The following is a 21,323-nucleotide window of genomic DNA, read 5'->3' as shown; positions in this document are numbered from 1 at the left end:
GATGGCCCTGGGCGAAAGCTTCAGCCTGGACTTCGACCAGGCCCTGCGCTCGCTGGATTCGGTCCAGCTGGCCAAGGTCAGCGGGCGCCTGGTGCGGGTTTCCGGCATGCTGCTGGAAAGCCTCGGCTGCCGCCGCGCCACCGGCCAGCGCTGCCTGGTCGAACAGGCCGACGGCAGCCTGCTGGATGCACAGGTGGTCGGCTTCAACCGCGACACCACCTACCTGATGCCGTTCAAGAAACCGGTGGGCCTGGCCGCCGGCTCGCGGGTGTTCCCGGCCGAGGAACAGGCCGCCCTGCGCATCGACGAGTCCTGGCTGGGGCGGGTGGTCAACGGCCTCGGCGAGCCGCTGGACGAGCGCGGCCGCCTGGGCGGGCGCGATGCGCTCTCGGCGCAGCTGCCCAGCGTCAACCCGCTCAAGCGCCGCCCGGTGACCGAGGCGCTGGACGTCGGCGTGCGCGCCATCAACGCCCTGCTGACCCTCGGCAAGGGCCAGCGCGTCGGCCTGTTCGCCGGCAGCGGGGTGGGCAAGAGCGTGCTGCTGGGCATGATCACCCGGCAGACCAAGGCCGAGGTGGTGGTGGTCGGGCTGATCGGCGAGCGCGGCCGCGAGGTGCAGGAGTTCATCCAGCACTCCCTCGGCGAGGAAGGCCGGCGCAAGGCCGTGGTAGTGGTGGCGCCGGCCAACGAGTCGCCGCTGATGCGCCTGAAGGCCACCGAGCTGTGCCACGGCATCGCCGCCTACTTCCGCGACCAGGGCCGCGACGTGCTGCTGCTGGTGGACTCGCTGACGCGCTACGCCATGGCCCAGCGCGAGATCGCCCTGGCCCTGGGCGAGCCGCCGGCGACCAAGGGCTACCCGCCGTCGGTGTTCGGCATGCTCCCGGAACTGGTGGAAAGCGCCGGCAATGGCGTGGCCGGCAGCGGCAGCCTGAGTGCGCTGTACACGGTACTGGCCGAAGGCGACGACCAGCAGGACCCGATCGCCGACAGCGCGCGGGCCATCCTCGACGGCCACATCGTGCTGTCGCGCCGGCTGGCCGACGTCGGCCACTACCCGGCCATCGACATCGGCGCCTCGGTGAGCCGCTGCATGGCCCAGGTGGGCGAGCCGGCGCACCTGCGCGCGGCGCGGCAGTTCAAGGAACTGCACGGCAGCTACGAGAAGATCCGCGAACTCATCCCCCTGGGCGGCTACACCGCCGGCCTGGACGCCCGCACCGACCGCGCGGTGCAACTGGCCCCGGCGCTGGAGCGCTTCCTGCGCCAGGAGGTCAACGAAGGCGCGGACCTGGCGGCCAGCCTGGAAACCCTGCAACAGGTGCTGCGGCAATGAAGGAGCAGATCGACACCCTGCGCCGCCTGGCCAGCGTGCGGCACAACCGCGTGCGCGAGATGCTCGGCCGGGTGAACTACCAGCGTGGCCTGTGCCAGCGCTACCGCAACAACATCACCGGCCTGACGCGCCTGTGCGGCTTCGTGGTGCCCACCAGCACGTCGCTGCAGCGCGGCAACCAGCAGCAGTACAAGGCCACGCTGTTCAGGATGCTGGCGCTGCAGAAGCGCGAGCTGGAGGTGGCCGAGCAGGCGCTGGAGCGCATCCAGGGCGAGCTGCTGCAGGCCATGCGCGGCGAGAAGGTGCTGGAGCACGTCATCGAATCGCGCCTGGAACAATGGCAGGCGCAACTGGCGCGCCAGGAGCAGAAGATCCAGGACGGCCTGGCGGCGCAGACCTGGTGGCGGAGCCAGGGCGCATGAGGCAGGATTTAAGTTCTTCGCCGAGCCGGTCGCCTGAGGCTCGGTAGACACCTTTTTTCTGGACGCGAACATGGAAATCACCCGGCAACTCAAGCCCGTCATCGGCGCCCCCGTGCAGAGCGCCGCGCCCCAGCGCAGCCAGCGCGAGGAAGCGGCCCGCCCCGCCGCCCAGGCGCCGGCCGCCAGCGGCGCGCTGCCGCTGGAGCAGGTCCAGGAAGCCCTGGGCGCGCTGCCGGAAGTGGACCTGGACAAGGTCGCCGCGATCCGCGACGCCCTGGCCCGCGGCGAGGTCTCCCTCGACCCCGAGGCGCTGTCGCGCAGCATGCTCGACTTCCACGGCGGCGGTGCATGAGCGAAAGACGCGCCCGCCTGCTGCAACTGATCGAGGCCGACATCCGCCTCGACCGCGTGGACTACCTGTACCTGCGCACCGCGCTGCTGGACCTGCACGACCAACTGATGGCCCGCGACAGCGAGGCCATCGCCCGCTGCAACACCCGCATCGGCGAACTGGTGGAATCCGTCCGCCAACGCGCCGAACGCCGCGCCAGGGTGCTCCAGGCCTTCGGCCTGGACATCGGCCGCGCCGGCATGCAGCGCCTGCTCGAACACTTCCCCGGCGCCGGCCGCCAGATCCTGCAGCGCGACTGGCAGGCACTGGCCGAACAGGTCGAGGAATGCCGCCTGCTCAACGAGCGCAACGGCCGCCTGCTGGCGATGCACAACGAGATCATCGGCCAACTGCTGGCGGGGCAGGGCGAGCACGGGGTGTATTCGCCGGAGTATTGAAGTTTGCCTTTCACGGCGCCTTCGGGCGCCGTTTTTTGCCTGTGGGGTGCGAGAGCGTAGCTGTTTCGTCGGCTCCAGCATTACTCCGGTTGGCTTTGGCCTCGATATTCAGCCCGCGATTTTTAACGGCGGCCGCGATGATCAGCACGCCGGGTATTACTCCTCACTGAGGCCCTGCTCGGCGCGAAGTCGTTTCTCTAGGTCGCGCAGACAAAAAGCTTTGATCTTGCCGCTAAAAGTGTTGATGCTCAGCTGCTTTTGTTCTTCTGTTTCATGTACAGGGTCACGCTTTACACCTTCAAGGAATATTTCCAAAGCCCTGGGGACTTCGTGGTTGCTATGGAGAGGGGGAGGGAGTTCACCGTACTGTCTGAACCACATGGCGCGACCTGCCTCCATCGCGTAGAGCTCGCAGGGCAGTTTGTCGTATGGTCCGAACCGGACCTCTTCCTTGCCTGCCGCAATACCTGCCATCATCATCCCTGCCGCTATCAGCAAGTTTCGCATGACTATCAAATTCCCTTGTTTGAGTGGTGCCGAGCCTGCCAGGCGGTGCATAGGCGTCAATTGGCTATCTCATTCCGAGCCAGGACCGACTTGTCCTTCCACTCCAAATGTCCGCTTTCTATCGAGAGTGGCTCTCAGGGCCAGTGCTGTTCAAGATCAGGCATAAGTCTGAAGAACATCATCCACTTCGATACTTGATGCCTGATATGTCTTCTAGCTGCAGATGGGCGAGCAATAGTCGTATCTCTGCGGAGCGTATGGATCCCATTTGAGGGTGTTCGGCGAGTGTCTTCGCGCTGCAGGGCTAGGTAGGTTCCGGCCAGGGTAGCGTAGCCGAACTCCATCCATGGAGAGCGACGTGTCCGAATCGCGCCGATGCCAGCCTTCGTCAGTTCTTCCAGCACTCGGTATAGCGATCGCAAACGGCGTAGCGCCGGTCCAGATCCGCCAAGCGCGCCAGGTTGTTGCTCAGGCTTTCCTTCAGTACCTGGTTCTTTACGTGGTAGTAAAACTGCAGCATCGAGTTGTTGACTGCCAGGGCTCTGGACTCATCGGCTGAAGCGCTATCGGGCAGCAGTTTCCGAATCTCATCGGTTTCGGTCCGGCGCAGTCGTGCGCGATATTCATCCGTGTAAAGCTGCAGGGCGCGGTCCTTGAGATGTGTGGCGTCGTCGCTGAACAGACTGAGACTCCGGCGATACTCATCCCAATAGGCGTCAGGCAGCGTGAAGCCTATGCGCTTCTTGCGTTCTTCTATCATGCGCTCGACCGCCTTCGCCTGGTCGGCCGGTGGCGCTGCCTGGGGGGATGGTCGCATTTCCGGAATGATGCTCTCGGCGATGACCCGCTCGATCATCGCTGTGCGCTCGGGCGTGTCCGGTTGTGCCGGAAGGGGCTTCGGGAAGAGCGCATTACTTCCTGCACAGGCCGGCAACCCCTGATTGATCATGGGGAGCGGCGAACGCACGACCTTGTTGCCAACTTGGCGCAGGAGTTCGAGTGATGCCCGGCAACGATTGCCGACATAGTCGAAGGTCACCTCGTACTCCGAACTTGCTTGCGGCGTAAAGTTGAAATAGACAGTGCAGACACTACCGGTAGAAACTGTGTTGGTTTGCACGAAGACTTCGTTGCCAGGCTTGAGTCGTATTTCCAGATAACCCCTGGTGTTGGCCGGGGGCGCGATGCTCATGTCGACCCGCCTCCGGGTGTCCGTCGTGAATAGGTTATTGAGCAGTCCGGTGTTCTGACCCTCGCAGTGCTTGGCGTCGAACAATGTCATGGTCGTGTTTTCGACGTTGCTGATGAAGCGCAGTTTGGCCGCATCCGGCTCGGTGGCGTCTGGATAAGTGCCGTTGAAGTTGCACCCACTGAGCACGGAGAGGACGGCCAGCATGATGGCGGCACGCAGTGAGGGAAAGTCGAACATGACAGAATATCGTCCTTGATCCGGGGATAAGCGCTAGGCGACGATGCTAATGAACGAAGATGTGAGCGTCCAGCATGCGAGGCGCGCCTGGAAATCTATTAATTCTTTTCGATGGGCCGAGGTGTTGAGTGTTCCACATGCATCGACTTCTTGTGGGTTGTGTTATGGGGCTGATAGCCGGTTGCGCGCAAATGCCTGAAGACATGACGCTGGACTCAAAGGTCAATTCCGCGCAGAACGCTGGCTTGGTGGTAGGGGCGTTGGTTAATAACGACGGCGGCGCCTTCGGTACCTGGCTGGAGTTTCGCGATACCAGAACGGGCAAGAGCTATGGCTGGGGCGCCAAGGATTATTACTCCGCATGGCTGCCTGCCGGGGACTACGAGCTTTATAAGGTGGGTGCCCGCCGAGGTGTCATGGGGGCCTTTGGCAAACCGCTGCGTTTCACGGTTAAACAGGGCGATATCAATTATCTGGGCGAAATACTCTACGGCTGTCCGCTCGACGCTCGACCCACAGCGTTCTACGGTGTGATGAACTGCGGATTCCTGGCGCTTGGCAACTGCTCGGTACCTTCGCCCACCGCGAGCCTTTGCGTGGTGGATCGACAGGAACAGGTGATCAAAAACTTCCTGCGCAAGAATCCCGGGTATGCCGACATGCCCGTACGCTCGTCGCTGATGTCCACCCATTGATTGGTGGTGTCTGGTGAGTCAGGACGCGGCAACGTTACCTGAGGCCCGCCTTTAAATTCAATTCAGCAATTTCATTGTCGGGTACGATCCAGGCAATCTGATCTACTGGCCCTGGCCATGTTTTCGGCCACGGAGGGAGCCCATAGGTGCAGGCTCGGAGCTGACGGCCACTTCATCGTCTGCTGAAGCGACCTGTTTCATCGGGTACATAGGCCTTCGCGATTATCCGCCGTTGGCCGCGTCGTCGGGCATCTGGCGTGGCTGGTGAATCCAATGGCTCCTGCGACCGTGCTTCCCGGGATCGTAGGAGCAACTGTCTTCTGGGTTCCCTCGTTCGCGGGAGTGACTGGATCGAAATTCGCGTCCCCCATGTCGCCCCATTGTAGGAGCGGGCCCTGCCCGCGAATCGCGCGCAGGGCGCGCTCCTACAGCTGGGACAGCGGTGGAGGCGTAGGACTCCGTCCGCGATCATCCGTCGTTGAAAACGGCGGATAACGCCTGGGGCGTTATCCGCCCTGCGCGCCTTAACCCCACCCCGTACACGGTCGCCTTGGGAGGGAAGCAACACCCTCCACGCAGGCGGAAATGCCGTTTCCGGCGAGGCTTCCGTCCCGCCCGTGCGGAAGTGTCCTTTCACCTCGCTCTTGCCCGAAACGCCCGGAATACGGGCCTTCCGGGCGTTGGCACCGAACTTGCTCCCAGGCTCGCAAAGGGGTATCCGACCATGGCAACCATAGATTCCGATTACGTCCAGCAGATGGCGACCCAGCTGGCCCAGTACGACATCCAGGCGTCGCAGACGCGGCTGAACCGCAACAAGACCAGCTACAACAGCGAGCTGTCCGCGGTCACCCAGCTGAAGTCGGCGCTGAGCAGCTTCGCCTCGGCGGTGACCGGGCTGCGCAGCAGCTCCAGCAGCGCCAGCAACATGCTGGTCAACAGCGCCACCTTCAGCGCCGACGGCTATGCCACCGCCAGCGTCGGTTCCACCGCCGTTTCCGGCAGCTACCAGTTCTTCGTCAAGCAGCTGGCCTCCAAGGACCAGGTGGCCCTGCAGGGCCTGAGCGACGGCGACCTGGGCAGCGGCGAGCTGACCATCGGCCAGGGCAGCGACAGCTTCAAGGTCGACATGAGCGGCATCACCAGCCTCGGCGCCCTGGCCTCGGCCATCAACGGCGCCGCCGACAACACCGGCGTCAAGGCCACCCTGGTGCGCAGCGACGGCACGGTGAACCTGGTGCTGACCAGCGACGAGAGCGGCGCCGACCAGGCCATCAGCCTGTCCAGCAGCAATGCTGTGGTGCAGGGTTCCATCGACGCCCGCAAGCAGCTTTCCAGCGCCCAGGACGCCATCGTCTACCTGGGCGGGCAGGGCGGCATCGAGCTGCGCAACGCCAGCAACACCTTCGACAAGGCCATCGACGGCGTGAGCCTGACCTTCACCAAGGTCAGCGACCCGGCCGAGGCGCCGCTGAGCCTCGACATCGGCCGCGACAAGGACGCCACCACCAAGAAGCTGCAGGGCTTCCTGGATGCCTACAACACCCTGATGGGCAGCATCGGCACGCTGACCGCCAGCGGCAGCGGCACCACCAGCCGCGGCGCGCTGGCCGGCGACTCGGCGGTGCAGGCGATCAGGTCGGCGGTCAACGGCCTGATCCGCACCAGCTTCGGCGGCGCCAACCTGATCGGCTACGGCGTCAGCGCCGACAGCAGCGGCAAGCTGACCCTCGACAGCAGCAAGCTGGAGAAGGCCCTGGCGCAGAACGCCGACGGCTTCGAGCAGCTGTTCAGCGGCAAGGGCAACCTGATCGACAGCCTGGACAGCGCGCTCAAGGCCTACACCAGCTCCACCAGCGGCCTGCTGACCTCGCGGGTGAACAGCCTGAACGACAAGCTGGCCGACATCGACGACCAGTTCGATGCCCTGCAGACGCGCTACGACAACGCCTACTCGCGCTACCTCAAGCAGTACACCAACCTCATGCAAGTCATGAATTCCATGGACCAGACCTCCAGCATGTTCACATGACCTATTCGATGAACGAAGGCTACGACAGCTACCGCACCACGGACCTGGAGGCGCGCGCCGCCGCGGCGTCGCCCTACGAGCTGGTGCTGGTGCTGTTCGACGGCCTGCTCGACGAACTGGCCCGCGCCCGCGGGCATATCGAGGCCAGGCGCTTCCAGCAGAAGGGCCGTTCCCTGGACAAGTGCATGAACATCCTCAACGGCCTGTCCAGTGCCCTCGACTACGAGGCCGGCGGGGCGGTGGTGCAGGACCTGGCGCGGCTCTACGACTACTGCATCTACCGCCTCTCGGACGTCAGCGTGAACCTGTCGCTGGAGGGCCTGGACGAGGTCGCCGGCCTGCTCGGCACCCTGCGCGAAGGCTGGGCCGGTGTCCATGCCGCCCGTGGCTGACCCGCGCGTGCACGCGCTGCGCAGCCTCCACGCGCGCCTGGGCGAGGTGCTGGCGCGCGGCGAGTGGGCGCGCCTGGGCGAGGTCGACGGCGCCATACGCGCGTTGCTCGAACGCCTGGCCGCCGGCCCCGCGCTGGATGCCGCCGGCGTCGAGGCCAGGCGCCGCTTGCAGCAGTTGCACGACGAGGCGCGGCGCGCCTGCGCGCAGGAGGTGGAACGCCTGCGCCAGTTGCTGGCGAGCCACCTGGAGTACGCCGAAGGGCGCTCCGCCTACATGCAGATAGACCGCTTGCTGGCCGGGAGATGACAGTGTTGCAGGTGAATACCCGCCTGGCCGCGGACGCCGCGCCGGGCAAGGACACGCCGCTGCCGGCCGTACCCGCCATGGGCGCCGGGCAGCAGGCCGCGGGCACGGCCGCCAGGGGTGGCTCCGAGGCGGCGGGCGAGGTGCTGCCGGCCTTCGCCGCGCAACTGGCCAAGGGCGCGGAAGCGACCGAAGACGCGCCGGAGGCTCCCGCCACGCCCGCCGACCCGGCTGCGCCGCAGGACCTCCCGCCGCCGCCCGACCCGAGCCTGGGCGCCCTGCCGGGCGCCGAGCAGTGGCTGGCCAGCATGCTCGGCCAGCGCGAAGTGACCTTGCAGGCCCGCGACGCCGGCCAGGCCGGGGATGCCGCGAGCGCGCCGGTATCCCGCGCCCTGCCCGGCAACCTGCCGCTGCCGCAATTACCCCAGGGCATGGCCGAGGCCCCGCCGCCGCCGGCCCAGGGCCAGCCCCTGCCGAGCCTGGCCCTGCCGGCCAAGGCCGAGGAAGCGCCACCGGCGAAGGCCGCAACGGCTGCCGATGAATTGCTGCACAGCCAGCTCGACAAGCTCGCCGGCCAGGTGCCGCCGCCCAACGCCCCGGCCGTGGTGAGCGACGCCCAGACGCTGGCGGCCAGCCACATGCCCGAGCGCCAGTTGAGCCTGCAGGCGCCGGCCGAACGCTGGGGCGAGCAACTGCTCAACGCCCTGCGCGACAACGTCGAGCTGCAGCTGCGGTACAACCAGCAGAGCGCCGCCATCCGCCTGGACCCGCCGGAGCTGGGGCGCCTGGAGATCTACCTGAGCCGGGACAATGCAGGCCTGACGGTGCAGATCCACGCGGCCCAGGGCGACGTCGCCCGCCTGCTGCAGCAGGGCGCCGAGCGCCTGCGCCAGGACATCGCCGGGGCCAGCCAGCAGCCGGTGGAGGTGCAGGTCTCCGACGGCCGCGCCGGCCAGCAGCAGGCGCAGCAGCAACAGGCCCGGCAGGGGCGCCCGGCCGCCTGGCTGGACGACGCGCCGACCGGCGCGGCGGCGGAGCAGGGGGCGGCGGCGGACGCCGGCCTGCGCCCGCGCGACGTGCTGGTCACCGTGTAGCGCCGGGCAACCCATGGAAACCGAGGATCGGAAAACCGTCATGACGATGCGCCGCATCATGTTGTTGTTCACTGTTCTGAATCTGCTGATCGCCGCCGGCGGCGTGGCCGGCACCTGGTACCTGGCGCGCCCGCTGCTGGCCGCCCAGGCCAGGGCCGGCGAGGCCGCCGGCACCGAGCAGGGCGCCGCGGCGGAAGAGGAAGCGCCCGGCGAATACGAGTTCTTCCCGGTCAACAAGATCATCGTCAGCCTGCCGGGCGGCGACGGCCGCGAGCACTACTTCGTGCTCGACCTGGTGCTGCAGGCCGAGCTGGGCACCCAGCAGAAGAAGCTGCAGCAGATCGACCCCATGGTGCGCAACTCGGCGGTGGCGCACCTCTCCGCGCTGACCTACGAGCAGTTGCGGGCCAAGGCCATCCCTGCGCTGCAGGGCGAGCTGGAGCAGGTGCTGCTGGCCGACTTCGCCACGCGCAAGGTGGCCGCGCCCTTCCAGCACGTGCTGGTCAGCAAGCTGATCGTGCAATAGGGGCCCGCCCATGAACGCCCACTGCGCCCTCGACTACCGCAACCCCGCCGAGGCGGGCCACCCGGCCTTCGCCCCGGGCGCCGAGCAGCAATGGCTGATGCGCTACCTGCCGCTGGTGCGGCGGGTGGTCAGCCAGCTGTCGCTGCAGGCCAACCAGGTGCTGGACCGCGAGGACATGGAGCAGATCGGCCTGATGGGCCTGCTGGAGAGCCTGCGCCGCTACGGCACGCCCGACGAGCAGTTCGCCGGCTTCGCCGTGCTGCGCATCCGCGGCGCCATCCTCGACGAGCTGCGCCGCCAGGACTGGCGCCCGCGCCAGGTGCGGCTGCAGGCGCACAAGGTGCGCGACAGCATCCGCGAGCTGGCCCGGCGCCTGGGCCGCACGCCCGGCGACAAGGAAATCCTCGCCCACACCGGCCTCGACGAGCGCGGCTACCAGGACTACCTGCAGGCCGAATCCTGCGAGGCCATCGAGAGCCTCGACGCGCTGCTGGGCGAGGGCCTGGAGAACCTGGTGGACGGCGAGTCGGCGCTGGAGGCGCGGGTGCTGCGCGAGCGCATGCTGGCCCAGGCCCTGGCGCAGCTCAGCGAGCGCGAGCGCCTGGTGCTGACGCTGTACTACCAGCACGAGCTGAGCCTGAAGGAAATCGCCCTGGTGCTCGAGGTGAGCGACGCCCGGGTCTGTCAACTGAGCAAGCAGGCGCTGAACAAGGCCTGCCGCTACCTGAGCGAGAGAAGCTGAATCATGCAGAAGATCATAGGCGCGCTGATCATCGTCGCCTGCGTCCTGGGCGGCTACGCCATGGCCCATGGCGAGATGAGCGTGCTCTGGCAGCCGGCGGAGGTGCTCATCATCCTCGGCGCCGGCCTGGGCAGCCTGGTGGTGGCCAACCCGCGCGAGGTCCTGCTGGAGATGCTCGTGCAGATCAAGGGCGTGTTCGTCTACAAGCGCCGCGGCGAGGAGTTCCAGCGCCAGTTGCTGATGCTGCTCTACCAGCTGCTGGAGATGGTCGAGGTGGGCGGCCTGAAGGTGCTCGACGAGCACATCGAGGAGCCGGAGCAGAGCGAGCTGTTCGCCCGCTACCCGCTGATCCTCCAGGAAAGGAACCTGATGGCCTTCATCGCCGACAACTTCCGCCTGATGGCCATGGGCAAGATCAGCGCCCACGAGCTGGAAGGCTTCCTGGAGCAGGAGCTGGACGCCATGGAGCAGGCCCTGCTGCAGCCGTCGAAGTCGCTGCACAAGGTCGGCGAGGCCATGCCCGGCTTCGGCATCCTGGCGGCGATCATGGGCATCATCATCACCATGGGCAGCATCGGCGGCAGCATCGGTGAAGTAGGCGCCCACGTGGCCGCGGCGCTGGTCGGCACCTTCCTCGGCATCTTCTTCTGCTACTGCGTGCTCGACCCGCTGTCCAACGCCATGGCCCAGCGGGTGAAGACCGAGCTGTCGGCCCTGGAATGCGTGCGCACCACCCTGGTCGCCCACGTCGCCGGCAAGCCCACGCTGCTGGCGGTGGACGCCGGGCGCAAACTGATCGAGCAGGACGTCAAGCCGGCCTTCCGCCAGCTCGAGACCTGGGTCAACCAGTACGAGGATGAAAGGGAAGCGGCATGAGGCGGCGCGGCGAGCAGAACCACGAGGTCATCATCAAGCGGCGTGGCAAGAAGGGCCACGCCGAGGAGAACAGCTCCGCCTGGAAGGTGGCCTTCGCCGACTTCACCTTGGCGATGATGGCGCTGTTCATGGTGCTCTGGATCGTGCAGCCGCGCAGCGTGATGCAGAACCCGGCGGTGGGCGACCTGCAGAGCAACCCGCTGGTGGACGGCGGCGCCGGGGTGTTCGATGGCTCCAGCCGCACGCCGGTGGAGCTGGATGGTCTGCCCATGCCGGTGCAGCCGCAGAACCCGCCGCGCACCCCCGAGGGCAGCCGCGCCAGCGTCGACGGCAGGCAGCCGGGCGAGGCCAGCGAGCCGCGCCACTACGACTCCAGCGTCGACCTGCAGGAACTGGCGGCGCTGATCCGCGCGGTCTCCGCGCAGACCGACGCGCTGGCCAACATCGAGGTCAAGGTGGTGCCCCAGGGCCTGCGCGTGCTGATCAAGGACGACCCGCAGCGCTTCATGTTCCCCCGCGGCAGCGCCACCCTCGACGCGCATTTCCGCACTCTGCTGGCGGCCCTGGGCGGCGTGCTGGCGAAGGTCGACAACCGCCTGATCCTCAGCGGCCACACCGACGCGGTGCCCTACCGCGGGGCCAACGGCTACAACAACTGGAACCTCTCCGGCGACCGCGCCCTGCAGGCGCGCAACGTGCTGGTGGACGCGGGCCTGCCGGCGCGCAACGTGCTCCAGGTGACCGCCCAGGCCGACGGCATGCCGCTGCTGCCGGAGGACCCGCAGAACGGCGCCAACCGCCGCATCGAGCTGCTGCTGCTGACCGACAGCGCCGAGCAACTGTACCGCCAGCTGTTCAGCGATGACCAGGCGCGGGTGCAGGTCGGTTCCGACGGGGCGAAGTTCAGCGCGGGGCAGGGCGCTGCGGCCAAGCCTTGAGTGGTTATCGGGCTCTCAGGGCTCGCCGGCGAAGCGCTCGGCACAATACAGCTGGCGGGTTTCCTCGGCGAGCAGGCAGTCGCCGTGGGGCTGCAGGTTGAGCAGGCTGTCGTTCTCGCTGCCGTAGAGCAGGTTGAACAGCAGTTCGTTGTCCAGCTGCGCGGCCTGCTGCAGTTCGGCCAGCTCGCTCTTTTCCACCCGCAGGCGCAGGTGGCCGAGGAAGCCCGACTCGACGCTGCCGGAGGTCTTCTGCACGGTGTCGCCCTGGCGCGTCACGGCATAGAAGTGGCCGTCGCGCAGCAGCAGGCTGTGCTCCAGGCGCAGGCTGCGGCCGTCGGCGAGGACCAGTTGGCCGCTGCTGTGGTAGCGGCCATCGAACTCGCTGGCGGAACGGTAGCTGAGCCAGGTGGCGGCCATGCCGGCGAGCAGGCCCAGGCTCAGCAGGGCGCTGCCGGCGAACAGGTGGCTGCGCTTCATGGCAGGCAGCTCCGTAACTGGTCGTCGGCCAGGCGCGCGAGCTGGTCCTGGTGGATCAGCAGCAGGCGGGTGGACGCGTCCTCGGCACCGCAGGCCACTTCGTAGAAGCCGGCATGGCGCGACAGGGTGAAATGCGCAGGCCGTTCGCTCAGCGCGGCCAGGCGCGCGCTCAGGGCGCCGGTGCGCTCGCGCAGCTGGGCCAGGCCCTGGGGGCGCGCGTCGAGGTAGGTGAAATGCTTGTTGCCGATGTCCAGGTCCGCGCGCAGGTCCTGGGTTCGCTGCAGGCCATAGTGGAGCGTGGCGGCCAGGGCCACGCCGGCCAGCAGCACGGGCGCCGCCACGGCCAGCAGTTCGGGCCTGCACCAGTGTCGCTGCGGGTTGGCGGGCATGGGGGGCGTGGCCGGCACTTGCCCGGAGGTGGCCGTTTCTTCGGCCTCTACCGGTGCGCACACGGCGAAGCGCGGGTTGAGCATGTAGCCGCGGCGCGGCAGGGTCTGGATGATCTCGCGGCGCTTCTCGTCGCCGAGGATCTGGCGCAGGGTGTAGATCTGCTGGTTGAGGCTGCCCTGGCCGACCACCCGGTCGCTCCAGGCGTGGGCCAGCAACTCGTCGCGCGCCACCACCTCGCCGGGCTGGCGCAGCAGGCGCTCGAGCAGGCGGCTGCCGGAGAACCCCAGTTCGACCTTTTCCTCGAAGCCCTCGCGCTGCAGCACCAGCTGGTACAGCTCGGGCTGGAAGTGGGCGAGGCAGCCATCGGCCAGGCCGGTACGGATGATACGGACGGGAAGGGGGCGGGCGTCGGCGACGGGCGTGATCTGAATCATGTCCATGTAGGGGCCGGCAGTCCGTCCTTGTACGAATTCGTAAGGGGTTCGTTGCAGAGGGGCGACATTCTGGCGTCAATAAAATATAGAGACAAGTCCCATTCCTGTACCTTTCTTGCTTGACAGATTGCCCGCACCGTCTGAGCCACGGGATTTCCCGGCCCAACGACAAACGCCCCGAACGGGTCGGGGCGTTTGTCGGCGGTCAGCTGCGAGGGGCGGATCAGCCCAGCAGGGACATGACCATGCCCGGCATCTGGCCGGCCTGCTTGAGCATGGAAATGCCGGACTGCATCAGCATGCTGTTCTTGGTCATGGCGGCCGATTCGGAGGCGAAGTCGGCGTCCATGATGGTGCCCTTGGCCACGTCGGTGTTGTCCTTCATGTTGGCCAGGTTGTTGGCGGTGTGGTTCAGACGGTTGATGTTGGCGCCGAACTGGGCGCGCAGGGTGCCGATGCTGTCCAGGGCGGTGCTCAGCTTGTCGATCATGCCGTTGGCGTTGGCGGCGCTGAGTTCGCTGCCGCTGGCGGCGGTGGCTGCGCCGCTGGCGGCGTAGACCGAGGAAATGTCGCTGAGCTTGGTGGCGACGTCGGTCAGGTTGGTGGCGGCGTCCACCGCCAGGGTCTCGGCGCTGCTGGAGCCGATCTGGAAGCTGATGGAGGCGGAGAACTTGCCCTTGCTGCCGTCGACTTCGGTGCCGTCGCTGAACAGCTTGTCGCCGGCGTAGCTGGTGTTCTTCATGATGTTGGCCAGCTCTTTGCCCAGCTCGTCGTACTCGGCCTGCATCGAGTCCTGGTCCTTGGAGCTGTTGGTGCCGTTGGAGGACTGGGTGGCCAGGTCCTTCATGCGCTGGACGATGTCGGTCATCTCGCTGAAGGCGCCTTCGGCGGTCTGCAGCAGGGACACGGAGTCGTTGACGTTGCGGGTGGCCACGGCCATGCCGCGGGACTGGGCGTCCAGGCGGGTGGCGATCTGCAGGCCGGCGGCGTCGTCGGCGGCGCTGTTCACGCGGTAACCGGTGCCCAGGCGCTGCTGGTTGGTGGCCAGCTTGGCATTGGTCTTGTTCAGGTTGGTCTGGGTGGTCAGGGCGGAATAGTTGGTATGGATCGACAGAGCCATGGAATGAATCCTCGGATTGGGCTTGTGTAAAGCCGGCTTTGATCGCCTGCTGAAGGGGTAGGGCGACCGGGCCGGAAAATCGCTTAAGGGCCGGTTCGAGAAATTCTTTCGGGGGAGGTGGTGTTTGGCTCTTGATCGCTAACCTTGGGCTTGCGCACCTCTCTACCAATCGTCATTCCCGCGAACGCGGGAACCCAGAGACTTTTGCGTTGGGCTCGGTGTAGCGCGCCGCTCCGAGTGCGTTGATGTCTCTTGTTTCGCCCCCTCGGGCGAGTCCCTTTTGTCAATCGCCACAAAAGGAACCAAAAAGGCTTGCCCGACATACGGGCCCGATGGAGCCGGGCTACCCTCACGAACTCCCCCGCCACGGAGGCCCGCCCCGACAGCACGTCCCTGTGCTGATCGGGGCTCTCGCGACATCCATGTCGCATGACCTCCTGAGCGCCGGTTTCGCTCGGCCTTCTGAAGGGGCGTTCCGGTGCGCTCGGTTGTTTCTCTGGAAGTCCAAACGCCAGAGCAAAAGCGCTTTTGCTTTTCGTAGGATCGAGGGGGACGCCTAGTTCTTGCTCGCGAACCCTGGCTTCCCGCGTTCGCGGGAGTGAGGACGGCGGTGAGGACTATCAGGATGACTCCGGACGCTCCGGCAGCTCGGGACAGCCCCCTCTCCCTTCAGGGCGGGCCGCGTAGGCGAGGGTTGGGGAGAGGGGACGGACTTCGCCCACGCACCTCTGCCAACCCTGACGCCGCACCCCCTCCCTAACCCTCCCCCGCAAGCGGGAGAGGGGACCGTCCGGAGCGATGCGAAACCGCGAAGCTCCCGGGGGCGCATAACGCCTGCGGCGTTATCCGCCAAATCACGGACAAAGTCCGCTCCGGTTCCAGGACACACCGTCGTAGGAGCGGACTCCGTCCGTGATTGGGTTCACCGGCCACGCCGGACGCTCCGGTAGCACGGCCAACGACGGATAACCGCGAACGATCATCCGCCCTGCGCGCGCTTTCATTCGAATGTGCTGCTGACCACCCCCGCCTCGATCACCCGCGCCTGGATCACCTTCTCGCTGCTCAGGTTGCGCACCTTGATCACTTCCCCCTGCCGCCCGTTGGCCAGGGCCTCGCCCGGGGTGCTGGCCTGGATGCCGTCGCGGCTGGCGCTGATGCGCACCTGCTGGCCGCGCCTGACCAACTGGGCGCTGGCGAGCACCTGGGGGGTGAGCAACTGGCCGGCGCGCAGACGGCGGCGGGCGCCCTGGCCGATGACCTGTTCGGGGCGGGTGAAGAAGCCGTGGTGGGCGCGGGCTATGTTCTGCGCTTGCAGCTTCAGGTCAGCGGCGGCCAGGACCTGGCCGCGCTCGACCATGCCGGCGGTCACCAGCACCGGCAGGAAGGCGTCGGCCTGGCTGCTGACCGTCACCGACCAGCTGGCGCCGTCGGTGCAGCGGGCTTCGTAGCGCTGGCGGGCCAGGGCCGAGGGCTCGTCGCTGCGCCGCTGCAGTTGCAGCGGCTGGCTGCAGGGCGCGGGCGGCAGGCTGCCGAGCAGTTCGTGGCTGAACTGGCTGCGCAGGCCCTGCCAGCCGTTGCGCCGGGCCTCGTCGCGGAGCTGGGCGTCCAGTTGCGCGCTCACCGCCCGCTCGATCTGCGCGCGGACCTCGCCGGCCGCCTCGGTGGCGGGGCTGGCCAGGCTGCCGGCGAGGACCAGGAAGAGGGCGGAAAGGCTTTTTCCGCCCCGGCCCGCCAGGCGACGCGAAAGCGGAAGCCGAGGGGCGGCCGGGGGTTGCCGATGCTGGCTGCAAGTCAATGAAATCAAGGCTTTGCTCGCTGTTCTCAAGTTAGGCACGGTTCCTGCTGAAGGGGACGCCAGCAAGAGTCAGGCCGGAGACAGCCACCGATGAGCATACGGGTAGAAGAATCCCTCGCCGTGCACGTGCGCGCACTGCAGGTCCGCACCCAGCGCAGCGAAATCCTCGCCGCCAACCTGGCGAACCAGGACACCCCGGGCTTCCTCGCCCGCGACATCGACTTCGCCGGCGAGATGCGCCGCCTCGACCCGCAGGCCGAGGACGCCGGGCTGGCTTTCGCCGACGACAGCGCGCAACTGAAGTACCGCATTCCCAACCAGCCGTCGGAAGACGGCAACACCGTCGAGCAGGGCGTGGAGCAGTCGGAGTTCGCCCGCAACGCCATGGGCTTCCAGACCAGCCTGACCTTCCTCGGCATGAAGTTCCGCGGCCTCAGGCAGGCCATCGAAGGACGTTGAGCATGGCACTGGACTCCATCTACCGCATCGCCGGTTCCGCGATGACCGCGCAGACCGTGCGCCTGAACACCGTGGCCAGCAACCTGGCCAACGCCGATTCCGCCGCCTCCAGCGCCGACGCCGCGTACAAGGCGCGCAAGCCGATGTTCGCCGCCGTGTACGGCAACGACGAGCTGAGCCGCGACGCCGGCATGGGCGGCGCCCGCGTGCAGGTGCTCGACGTGGTGACTTCCGGCACCGCGCCGCAGCGCCGCTACGAGCCGGACAACCCGCTGGCCAACCGCGACGGCTACGTCTACTACCCGGACGTCAACGAGATCGAGGAAATGACCGACATGATGTCGGCCACCCGCAGCTTCGAGACCAGCGTCGACGTCCTCAACCGCGTACGCAGCATGCAGCAGGGCCTGCTGAAGCTGGGAGAGCAGACATGACCAGCAGCGTCAACGGCACCAACTCCGCCAGCGGCAGCAGCGCTGGCGGCGACAGCGTCGGCGTCAACCTGACCGACGTGTCGCAGCTGCAGAACAACTTCATCACCCTGATGGTCGCGCAGATCCAGTACCAGGACCCGACCGACCCGGTGGACAGCACCCAGTTCGTCAACCAGTACTCGCAGCTGTCCCAGGTGCAGAGCCTGGAGAACCTCAACACCATCCAGAAGAACAGTCTGGTGCTCGCCGACAACCTGCAGAACCTCACCGCCGCCGGGCTGGTGGGGCAGAAGGTGATGGTCTCGGTGGACAGCCTGCAGCTGGACGGCGCCGCGGTCGATGGCCAGGTGCAACTGGAGCACGCCTCCACCAGCACCACCCTGAAACTGACCAGCGCCGCCACCGGCGAGGTCACCAGGCTCGCCCTCGGCCCGCAGGAGGCCGGCAGCGTCGGCTTCAGCGTCGACCCGCAGAAGCTCGGCCTGGCGCCGGGCAAGTACGCCGTCGAGGTCGAGACCAGCAGCGGCGAGAAGCCCAAGGTCGAGGTCGGCGGCAAGGTCAGCCACGTGCGCGTCAGCGACAGCGGCCCGGTACTGGAAGTGGAGGGCGCCGGTTCCGTGCCCTTCTACAACATCGTCGAATTCGGCAGCGCGGCTGCCTGATCCCGCCCAGGAGCGAACCCGATGAGCTTCAACATTTCCCTGACCGGGCTGAACGCCGTCAGCGAGCAGCTGGATACCGTCAGCAACAACATCGCCAACGTCGGCACCGTCGGCTTCAAGTCCTCGCGCACCGAGTTCGGCAGCGTCTACGCCGACAGCCAGGCGATGGGCGTGGAGGTGCTGGGCAACACCCAGAGCATCAGCCTCGGCGGCAGCCTCACCAACACCAGCCGCAATCTCGACCTGGCCATCTCCGGCGCCGGCTTCTTCATGGTCAAGAGCGCCACCGGCGAGACCCAGTACACCCGCGCCGGGGTGTTCAACACCGACAACGCCAACTACATGGTCAACGCCTCCGGCCAGCGCCTGCAGGGCTACTCGGTGGACGCCGCCGGCAACCTGCAGGCCGGCGTGCTCGGCGACCTGCAGGTGAAGACCGCCAGCCTGCCGGCCAAGCCCACCGACAGCCTGGCCTTCGTCGCCAACCTCGACGCCGACGAGGCCGTGCCGGCGCTGGCCTTCGACCCGGCCAACGCCTCCACCTACAACTCCACCTACACCACCAAGGTCTACGACTCCCAGGGCAAGGAACACACCCTGACGCAGTACTTCGTGAAGACCGCCGACAACGCCTGGACCAGTCACTACTACGCCGACGGCAACGCCGTGGGCACCCAGGCGCTGAGCTTCGACAGCGCCGGCATGCTGACCTCGCCGAATGCGCCCTTCACCCTCAACGTCGGCGGCCTGGCCGGCGGCGTGAACGCCCTGGCGGTCAGCGTCGACTACACCGGCACCACCCAGTACGGCTCCGACTTCGCCGTCACCACCAACAAGGCCTCCGGTTATGCCTCCGGCGACAAGACCGGCCTGACCGTCGACGACGACGGCATGGTCTACGTCAACTACAGCAACGGCCAGCGCCTGCTGCAGGGCCAGGTGGTGCTGGCCAGCTTCGTCAACCCCGAGGGCCTGCGCGCGGTCAGCGGCACCGCCTGGACCGAGACCTCGGCCTCCGGCGGCCCGCTGGTGGGCGCCCCCGGCGGCGGCCAGTTCGGCGACCTGGTGGCCGGCGCGCTGGAAGGCTCCAACGTCGACCTCACCGCGCAACTGGTGAACCTGATGGAAGGCCAGCGCAACTACCAGGCCAACACCAAGGTGCTGACCACCGACAAGGAACTCACCCAAGCGCTGTTCAGCGCCATCTGAGGCTGACCCATGGACCGCCTGGCCTACACCGCGATGAGCGCCGCCAGCCGCACCCTGCAGTCGCTGCAGGTGCGCGCCAACAACCTGGCCAATGCCAACACCCCGGGCTTCCGCGCCGACATGGAGCGCGTCAGCGCCGTGGATGTCAGCGGCTACGGCTACGACAGCCGGCACCTGGCGCGCCTGGAGAACAACGGCGTCGACATGGCCCCCGGCACCCTCACGGTGACCGGCCGCGACCTCGACTTCGCCATCCGCGGCCAGGGCCTGATCGCCCTGCAGGACGGCGAGGGCGAGGCCTACACCCGCCACGGCAGCATGCTGGTGGACAGCGAAGGGCGGCTGACCATCAACGGCCGCCAGGTGCTGGGGGAGGGCGGCCCGATCGTCCTGCCCGAGTACGACAGCGTGAACATCGGCGAGGACGGCACCGTCTCGGTGATGCCCCGCGGCGACTACCTGATGACCGAGGTGGACCGCATCAAGCTGGTCGACGCCCCGGCCGCCGAGCTGCAGAAGAACGCCGCCGGCCTGCTGGTGCGCAAGGACGGCCAGCCGGCGGAGGCCGCCGAGAACGTGCGCCTGGTCAGCGGCTACCTGGAGGCGAGCAACGTGTCGTCCATCGACCAGCTCACCGCCACCATGAGCCTGAACCGCATGTTCGAGACCCAGGTGAAGATGATGAAGGCGGCCGAGGACATGGCGTCCGCCGGCGACCGCCTGCTGCGCGACTGACGCGCCCCGTACAACCCGGCCGCGCCGCGCGCGGCCCGCTAAGGAGATACCGCATGAGTTCGGCACTGTGGGTGAGCAAGACCGGCCTGGCCGCGCAGGACACCGCGCTGTCGGCGGTGGCCAACAACCTGGCCAACGTCAACACCACCGGCTTCAAGAGCGACCGGGTGGTCTTCGAGGACCTGTTCTATTCCATCGACCGCCAGCCCGGCGCCCAGGCCGACCAGGTCAACACCGTGCCCTCGGGCATCCAGCTGGGCAGCGGCGTGCGCGTGGCCGGCACGCAGAAGGTGTTCACCGAAGGCAGCATGCAGACCACCGGCCAGCCGATGGACCTGGCCGTGGTCGGCCGCGGCTTCTTCCAGGTGGAAGCGCCCAACGGCGACACCCTGTACACCGAGAACGGCCAGCTGCAGCTCAATTCCGACGGCGTGGTGGTCAACGCCCAGGGCCTGCCGCTGGTCCCCAACATCGAGGTGCCGGCCGGCAGCAGCAGCTTCACCGTGGGCAGCGACGGCACCGTCACCGCGATCATGGCCGGCGAGACGCAGCCGACCCAGCTGGGCCAGATCACCCTGGTCAACTTCACCAATCCGGCCGGCCTGGAAGCCCTGGGCGGCAACCTCTACCGCGAGACCGTGGCCAGCGGCCAGCCGGTGGAGGGCGTGCCCGGCGAGGATGGCCTGGGCACCCTCAAGCAGGGCGTGCTGGAAGGCTCCAACGTGCAGGTGGTGGAGGCGATGGTGAACATGATCGCCATCCAGCGCGCCTACGAGGCCAACGCCAAGGTGCTGGACGCCGCCTCCGGCATGCAGCAGTTCCTCAACCAGACCGTATGACCGCCATGAGCCGCCTGCCGACGCTGCTCGCCCTGCTGCTGCTGCTGGGCGGCTGCGCGAGCTTCAACGAGATGCTCCCGGACGAGGACTCCAGCGCCTACCAGCCGCCGACCCTCGACTACAGCCTGCCGCCCACCAGCGGCGGCGGGCTGTACCGCCCCGGCTACTACGGCGGCCTGGTGCAGGACCAGCGCGCCCTGCGCGTGGGCGACGTGCTCACCGTGGTGCTGGAAGAGCAGACGCAGTCGAGCAAGAGCGCCGGCACCAGCTTCGACAAGAGTTCCAGCCTGGGCATCGGCATCCCCACCATCCTCGGCCACGGCTACGACCGCCTGGAAAGCTCGGCGGACAGCTCGCGGGACTTCAAGGGCGACGCCAAGAGCGAGCAGCAGAACTCCCTGCGCGGCGCCATCGCGGTGACCGTGCACCAGGTGCTGCCCAACGGCACCCTGGTGGTCCGAGGCGAGAAGAACCTGCGCCTGAACCAGGGCTCGGAGTTCATCCGCCTCACCGGCCTGGTGCGGGTGGAGGACATCAACCGCAACAACCAGGTGTCCTCGCAGAACGTCGCCAACGCCAACATCTCCTACGCCGGGCGCGGCGTGCTCAACGACAGCAACTCGGCCGGCTGGCTGACGCGCTTCTTCACCCACCCCCTGTTCCCGTTGTGAGGCGCTGCCGGCC

27 protein-coding genes are annotated in these 21,323 nt (G+C 67.4%); 20 read left to right on the top strand and 7 right to left on the bottom strand.

Annotated elements, in window-relative coordinates:
* Position 1: 1 nt before the first annotated feature.
* The 4 genes from fliI (at position 2) to flgN (ending at position 2,547) form a co-directional block, all read left to right on the top strand.
* On the top strand, positions 2–1,336 hold the full coding sequence (gene fliI, locus CHC02_RS21780; RefSeq protein WP_089393493.1) for a flagellar protein export ATPase FliI: 1,335 nt from the start codon (positions 2–4) through the stop codon (positions 1,334–1,336).
* The gene (locus tag CHC02_RS21775; protein ID WP_089393492.1) at positions 1,333–1,758 is read left to right on the top strand and encodes a flagellar FliJ family protein; all 426 of its coding nucleotides are present in this window, start codon (positions 1,333–1,335) and stop codon (positions 1,756–1,758) included. Before fliI ends, CHC02_RS21775 begins: the two co-directional genes overlap by 4 nt.
* Before the next feature lie 70 nt (positions 1,759–1,828).
* Entirely contained in the window at positions 1,829–2,110 is a 282-nt protein-coding gene (gene flgM / locus CHC02_RS21770; RefSeq protein ID WP_089393491.1) for a flagellar biosynthesis anti-sigma factor FlgM, read from the top strand.
* Positions 2,107–2,547 (top strand): flagellar export chaperone FlgN, encoded by a 441-nt coding sequence (gene flgN / locus CHC02_RS21765; protein ID WP_089393490.1) that lies wholly within the window; start codon positions 2,107–2,109, stop codon positions 2,545–2,547. The genes flgM and flgN overlap by 4 nt, the downstream gene beginning before the upstream one ends.
* A gap of 10 nt (positions 2,548–2,557) precedes the next feature.
* On the opposite strand, the gene CHC02_RS30265 is transcribed toward flgN, so the two are convergent.
* The 3 genes from CHC02_RS30265 to CHC02_RS21755 form a co-directional block, all read right to left on the bottom strand.
* The gene (locus CHC02_RS30265) at positions 2,558–2,695 is read right to left on the bottom strand and encodes a hypothetical protein (protein ID WP_167364791.1); all 138 of its coding nucleotides are present in this window, start codon (positions 2,693–2,695) and stop codon (positions 2,558–2,560) included.
* Positions 2,696–2,703: 8 nt separating this feature from the next.
* Positions 2,704–3,054: a hypothetical protein gene (locus tag CHC02_RS21760; protein ID WP_089393489.1), complete on the bottom strand. Its 351-nt coding sequence runs from the start codon at positions 3,052–3,054 to the stop codon at positions 2,704–2,706.
* 388 nt (positions 3,055–3,442) lie between these two features.
* Positions 3,443–4,483 (bottom strand): hypothetical protein, encoded by a 1,041-nt coding sequence (locus CHC02_RS21755; protein ID WP_089393488.1) that lies wholly within the window; start codon positions 4,481–4,483, stop codon positions 3,443–3,445.
* Positions 4,484–4,674: 191 nt separating this feature from the next.
* Here CHC02_RS21755 and CHC02_RS21750 point away from each other — a divergent pair, with 191 nt between their 5' ends.
* The 9 genes from CHC02_RS21750 to CHC02_RS21710 all read left to right on the top strand — a co-directional run bounded on the left by CHC02_RS21750 (position 4,675) and on the right by CHC02_RS21710 (position 12,082).
* Complete coding sequence (locus CHC02_RS21750; RefSeq protein ID WP_244160915.1) at positions 4,675–5,178, top strand: hypothetical protein; 504 nt, start codon at positions 4,675–4,677, stop codon at positions 5,176–5,178.
* A gap of 724 nt (positions 5,179–5,902) precedes the next feature.
* Positions 5,903–7,210, top strand: a complete 1,308-nt coding sequence (gene fliD / locus CHC02_RS21745; RefSeq protein ID WP_089393486.1) for a flagellar filament capping protein FliD — start codon at positions 5,903–5,905, stop codon at positions 7,208–7,210.
* Positions 7,207–7,602, top strand: coding sequence for a flagellar export chaperone FliS (gene fliS, locus CHC02_RS21740; protein ID WP_089393485.1), 396 nt, complete (start codon positions 7,207–7,209; stop codon positions 7,600–7,602). Before fliD ends, fliS begins: the two co-directional genes overlap by 4 nt.
* Entirely contained in the window at positions 7,586–7,909 is a 324-nt protein-coding gene (locus CHC02_RS21735; RefSeq protein WP_089393484.1) for a hypothetical protein, read from the top strand. The genes fliS and CHC02_RS21735 overlap by 17 nt, the downstream gene beginning before the upstream one ends.
* A gap of 2 nt (positions 7,910–7,911) precedes the next feature.
* Complete coding sequence (locus CHC02_RS21730; RefSeq protein WP_089393483.1) at positions 7,912–9,000, top strand: flagellar hook-length control protein FliK; 1,089 nt, start codon at positions 7,912–7,914, stop codon at positions 8,998–9,000.
* Positions 9,001–9,040: 40 nt separating this feature from the next.
* A complete protein-coding gene (locus CHC02_RS21725) occupies positions 9,041–9,526 on the top strand; it encodes a flagellar basal body-associated FliL family protein (RefSeq protein WP_089393482.1) in 486 nt (161 codons plus the stop codon).
* A 10-nt stretch (positions 9,527–9,536) separates the two neighbouring features.
* The gene (locus tag CHC02_RS21720; protein WP_089393481.1) at positions 9,537–10,268 is read left to right on the top strand and encodes a FliA/WhiG family RNA polymerase sigma factor; all 732 of its coding nucleotides are present in this window, start codon (positions 9,537–9,539) and stop codon (positions 10,266–10,268) included.
* Positions 10,269–10,271: 3 nt separating this feature from the next.
* Positions 10,272–11,144: a flagellar motor stator protein MotA gene (motA, locus tag CHC02_RS21715; protein ID WP_089393480.1), complete on the top strand. Its 873-nt coding sequence runs from the start codon at positions 10,272–10,274 to the stop codon at positions 11,142–11,144.
* Entirely contained in the window at positions 11,141–12,082 is a 942-nt protein-coding gene (locus tag CHC02_RS21710) for an OmpA family protein (protein WP_089393479.1), read from the top strand. The genes motA and CHC02_RS21710 overlap by 4 nt, the downstream gene beginning before the upstream one ends.
* A gap of 15 nt (positions 12,083–12,097) precedes the next feature.
* On the opposite strand, the gene CHC02_RS21705 is transcribed toward CHC02_RS21710, so the two are convergent.
* The 4 genes from CHC02_RS21705 to flgA form a co-directional block, all read right to left on the bottom strand.
* On the bottom strand, positions 12,098–12,559 hold the full coding sequence (locus tag CHC02_RS21705; RefSeq protein WP_089393478.1) for a hypothetical protein: 462 nt from the start codon (positions 12,557–12,559) through the stop codon (positions 12,098–12,100).
* Positions 12,556–13,389 carry a winged helix-turn-helix domain-containing protein gene (locus CHC02_RS21700; protein ID WP_089393477.1) on the bottom strand — a complete coding sequence of 278 codons (834 nt, stop codon included), beginning with the start codon at positions 13,387–13,389 and terminating at the stop codon, positions 12,556–12,558. Before CHC02_RS21700 ends, CHC02_RS21705 begins: the two co-directional genes overlap by 4 nt.
* 217 nt (positions 13,390–13,606) lie before the next feature.
* Positions 13,607–14,503, bottom strand: coding sequence for a lateral flagellin LafA (gene lafA, locus CHC02_RS21695; RefSeq protein WP_089393476.1), 897 nt, complete (start codon positions 14,501–14,503; stop codon positions 13,607–13,609).
* A gap of 1,000 nt (positions 14,504–15,503) precedes the next feature.
* Positions 15,504–16,127 carry a flagellar basal body P-ring formation chaperone FlgA gene (gene flgA, locus CHC02_RS21690; RefSeq protein ID WP_279615530.1) on the bottom strand — a complete coding sequence of 208 codons (624 nt, stop codon included), beginning with the start codon at positions 16,125–16,127 and terminating at the stop codon, positions 15,504–15,506.
* 264 nt (positions 16,128–16,391) lie between these two features.
* On the opposite strand from flgA, the gene flgB reads away from it, so the two are divergent.
* From flgB to flgH, 7 genes are read left to right on the top strand one after another with little or no spacing between them, the layout of a single operon-like run.
* Positions 16,392–16,760, top strand: coding sequence for a flagellar basal body rod protein FlgB (flgB, locus tag CHC02_RS21685; protein WP_089393475.1), 369 nt, complete (start codon positions 16,392–16,394; stop codon positions 16,758–16,760).
* A gap of 2 nt (positions 16,761–16,762) precedes the next feature.
* Positions 16,763–17,194, top strand: a complete 432-nt coding sequence (flgC, locus tag CHC02_RS21680) for a flagellar basal body rod protein FlgC (protein ID WP_089393474.1) — start codon at positions 16,763–16,765, stop codon at positions 17,192–17,194.
* Positions 17,191–17,856 carry a flagellar hook capping FlgD N-terminal domain-containing protein gene (locus CHC02_RS21675; protein ID WP_089393473.1) on the top strand — a complete coding sequence of 222 codons (666 nt, stop codon included), beginning with the start codon at positions 17,191–17,193 and terminating at the stop codon, positions 17,854–17,856. Before flgC ends, CHC02_RS21675 begins: the two co-directional genes overlap by 4 nt.
* 21 nt (positions 17,857–17,877) lie before the next feature.
* On the top strand, positions 17,878–19,065 hold the full coding sequence (gene flgE / locus CHC02_RS21670; RefSeq protein ID WP_089393472.1) for a flagellar hook protein FlgE: 1,188 nt from the start codon (positions 17,878–17,880) through the stop codon (positions 19,063–19,065).
* Positions 19,066–19,074: 9 nt separating this feature from the next.
* Complete coding sequence (locus CHC02_RS21665) at positions 19,075–19,800, top strand: flagellar basal body rod protein FlgF (RefSeq protein ID WP_089393471.1); 726 nt, start codon at positions 19,075–19,077, stop codon at positions 19,798–19,800.
* 53 nt (positions 19,801–19,853) lie between these two features.
* Positions 19,854–20,639, top strand: coding sequence for a flagellar basal-body rod protein FlgG (gene flgG / locus CHC02_RS21660; RefSeq protein WP_089393470.1), 786 nt, complete (start codon positions 19,854–19,856; stop codon positions 20,637–20,639).
* The gene (gene flgH, locus CHC02_RS21655) at positions 20,636–21,310 is read left to right on the top strand and encodes a flagellar basal body L-ring protein FlgH (protein ID WP_425262395.1); all 675 of its coding nucleotides are present in this window, start codon (positions 20,636–20,638) and stop codon (positions 21,308–21,310) included. Before flgG ends, flgH begins: the two co-directional genes overlap by 4 nt.
* The last annotated feature ends 13 nt before the right edge of the window (positions 21,311–21,323 follow it).

This window comes from Pseudomonas delhiensis, assembly GCF_900187975.1.
In the GTDB taxonomy this organism is placed as follows: domain Bacteria; phylum Pseudomonadota; class Gammaproteobacteria; order Pseudomonadales; family Pseudomonadaceae; genus Pseudomonas; species Pseudomonas delhiensis.
Note: the sequence above shows the minus strand (reverse complement) of the source record. Positions and strands in the feature narration are given on the sequence as shown.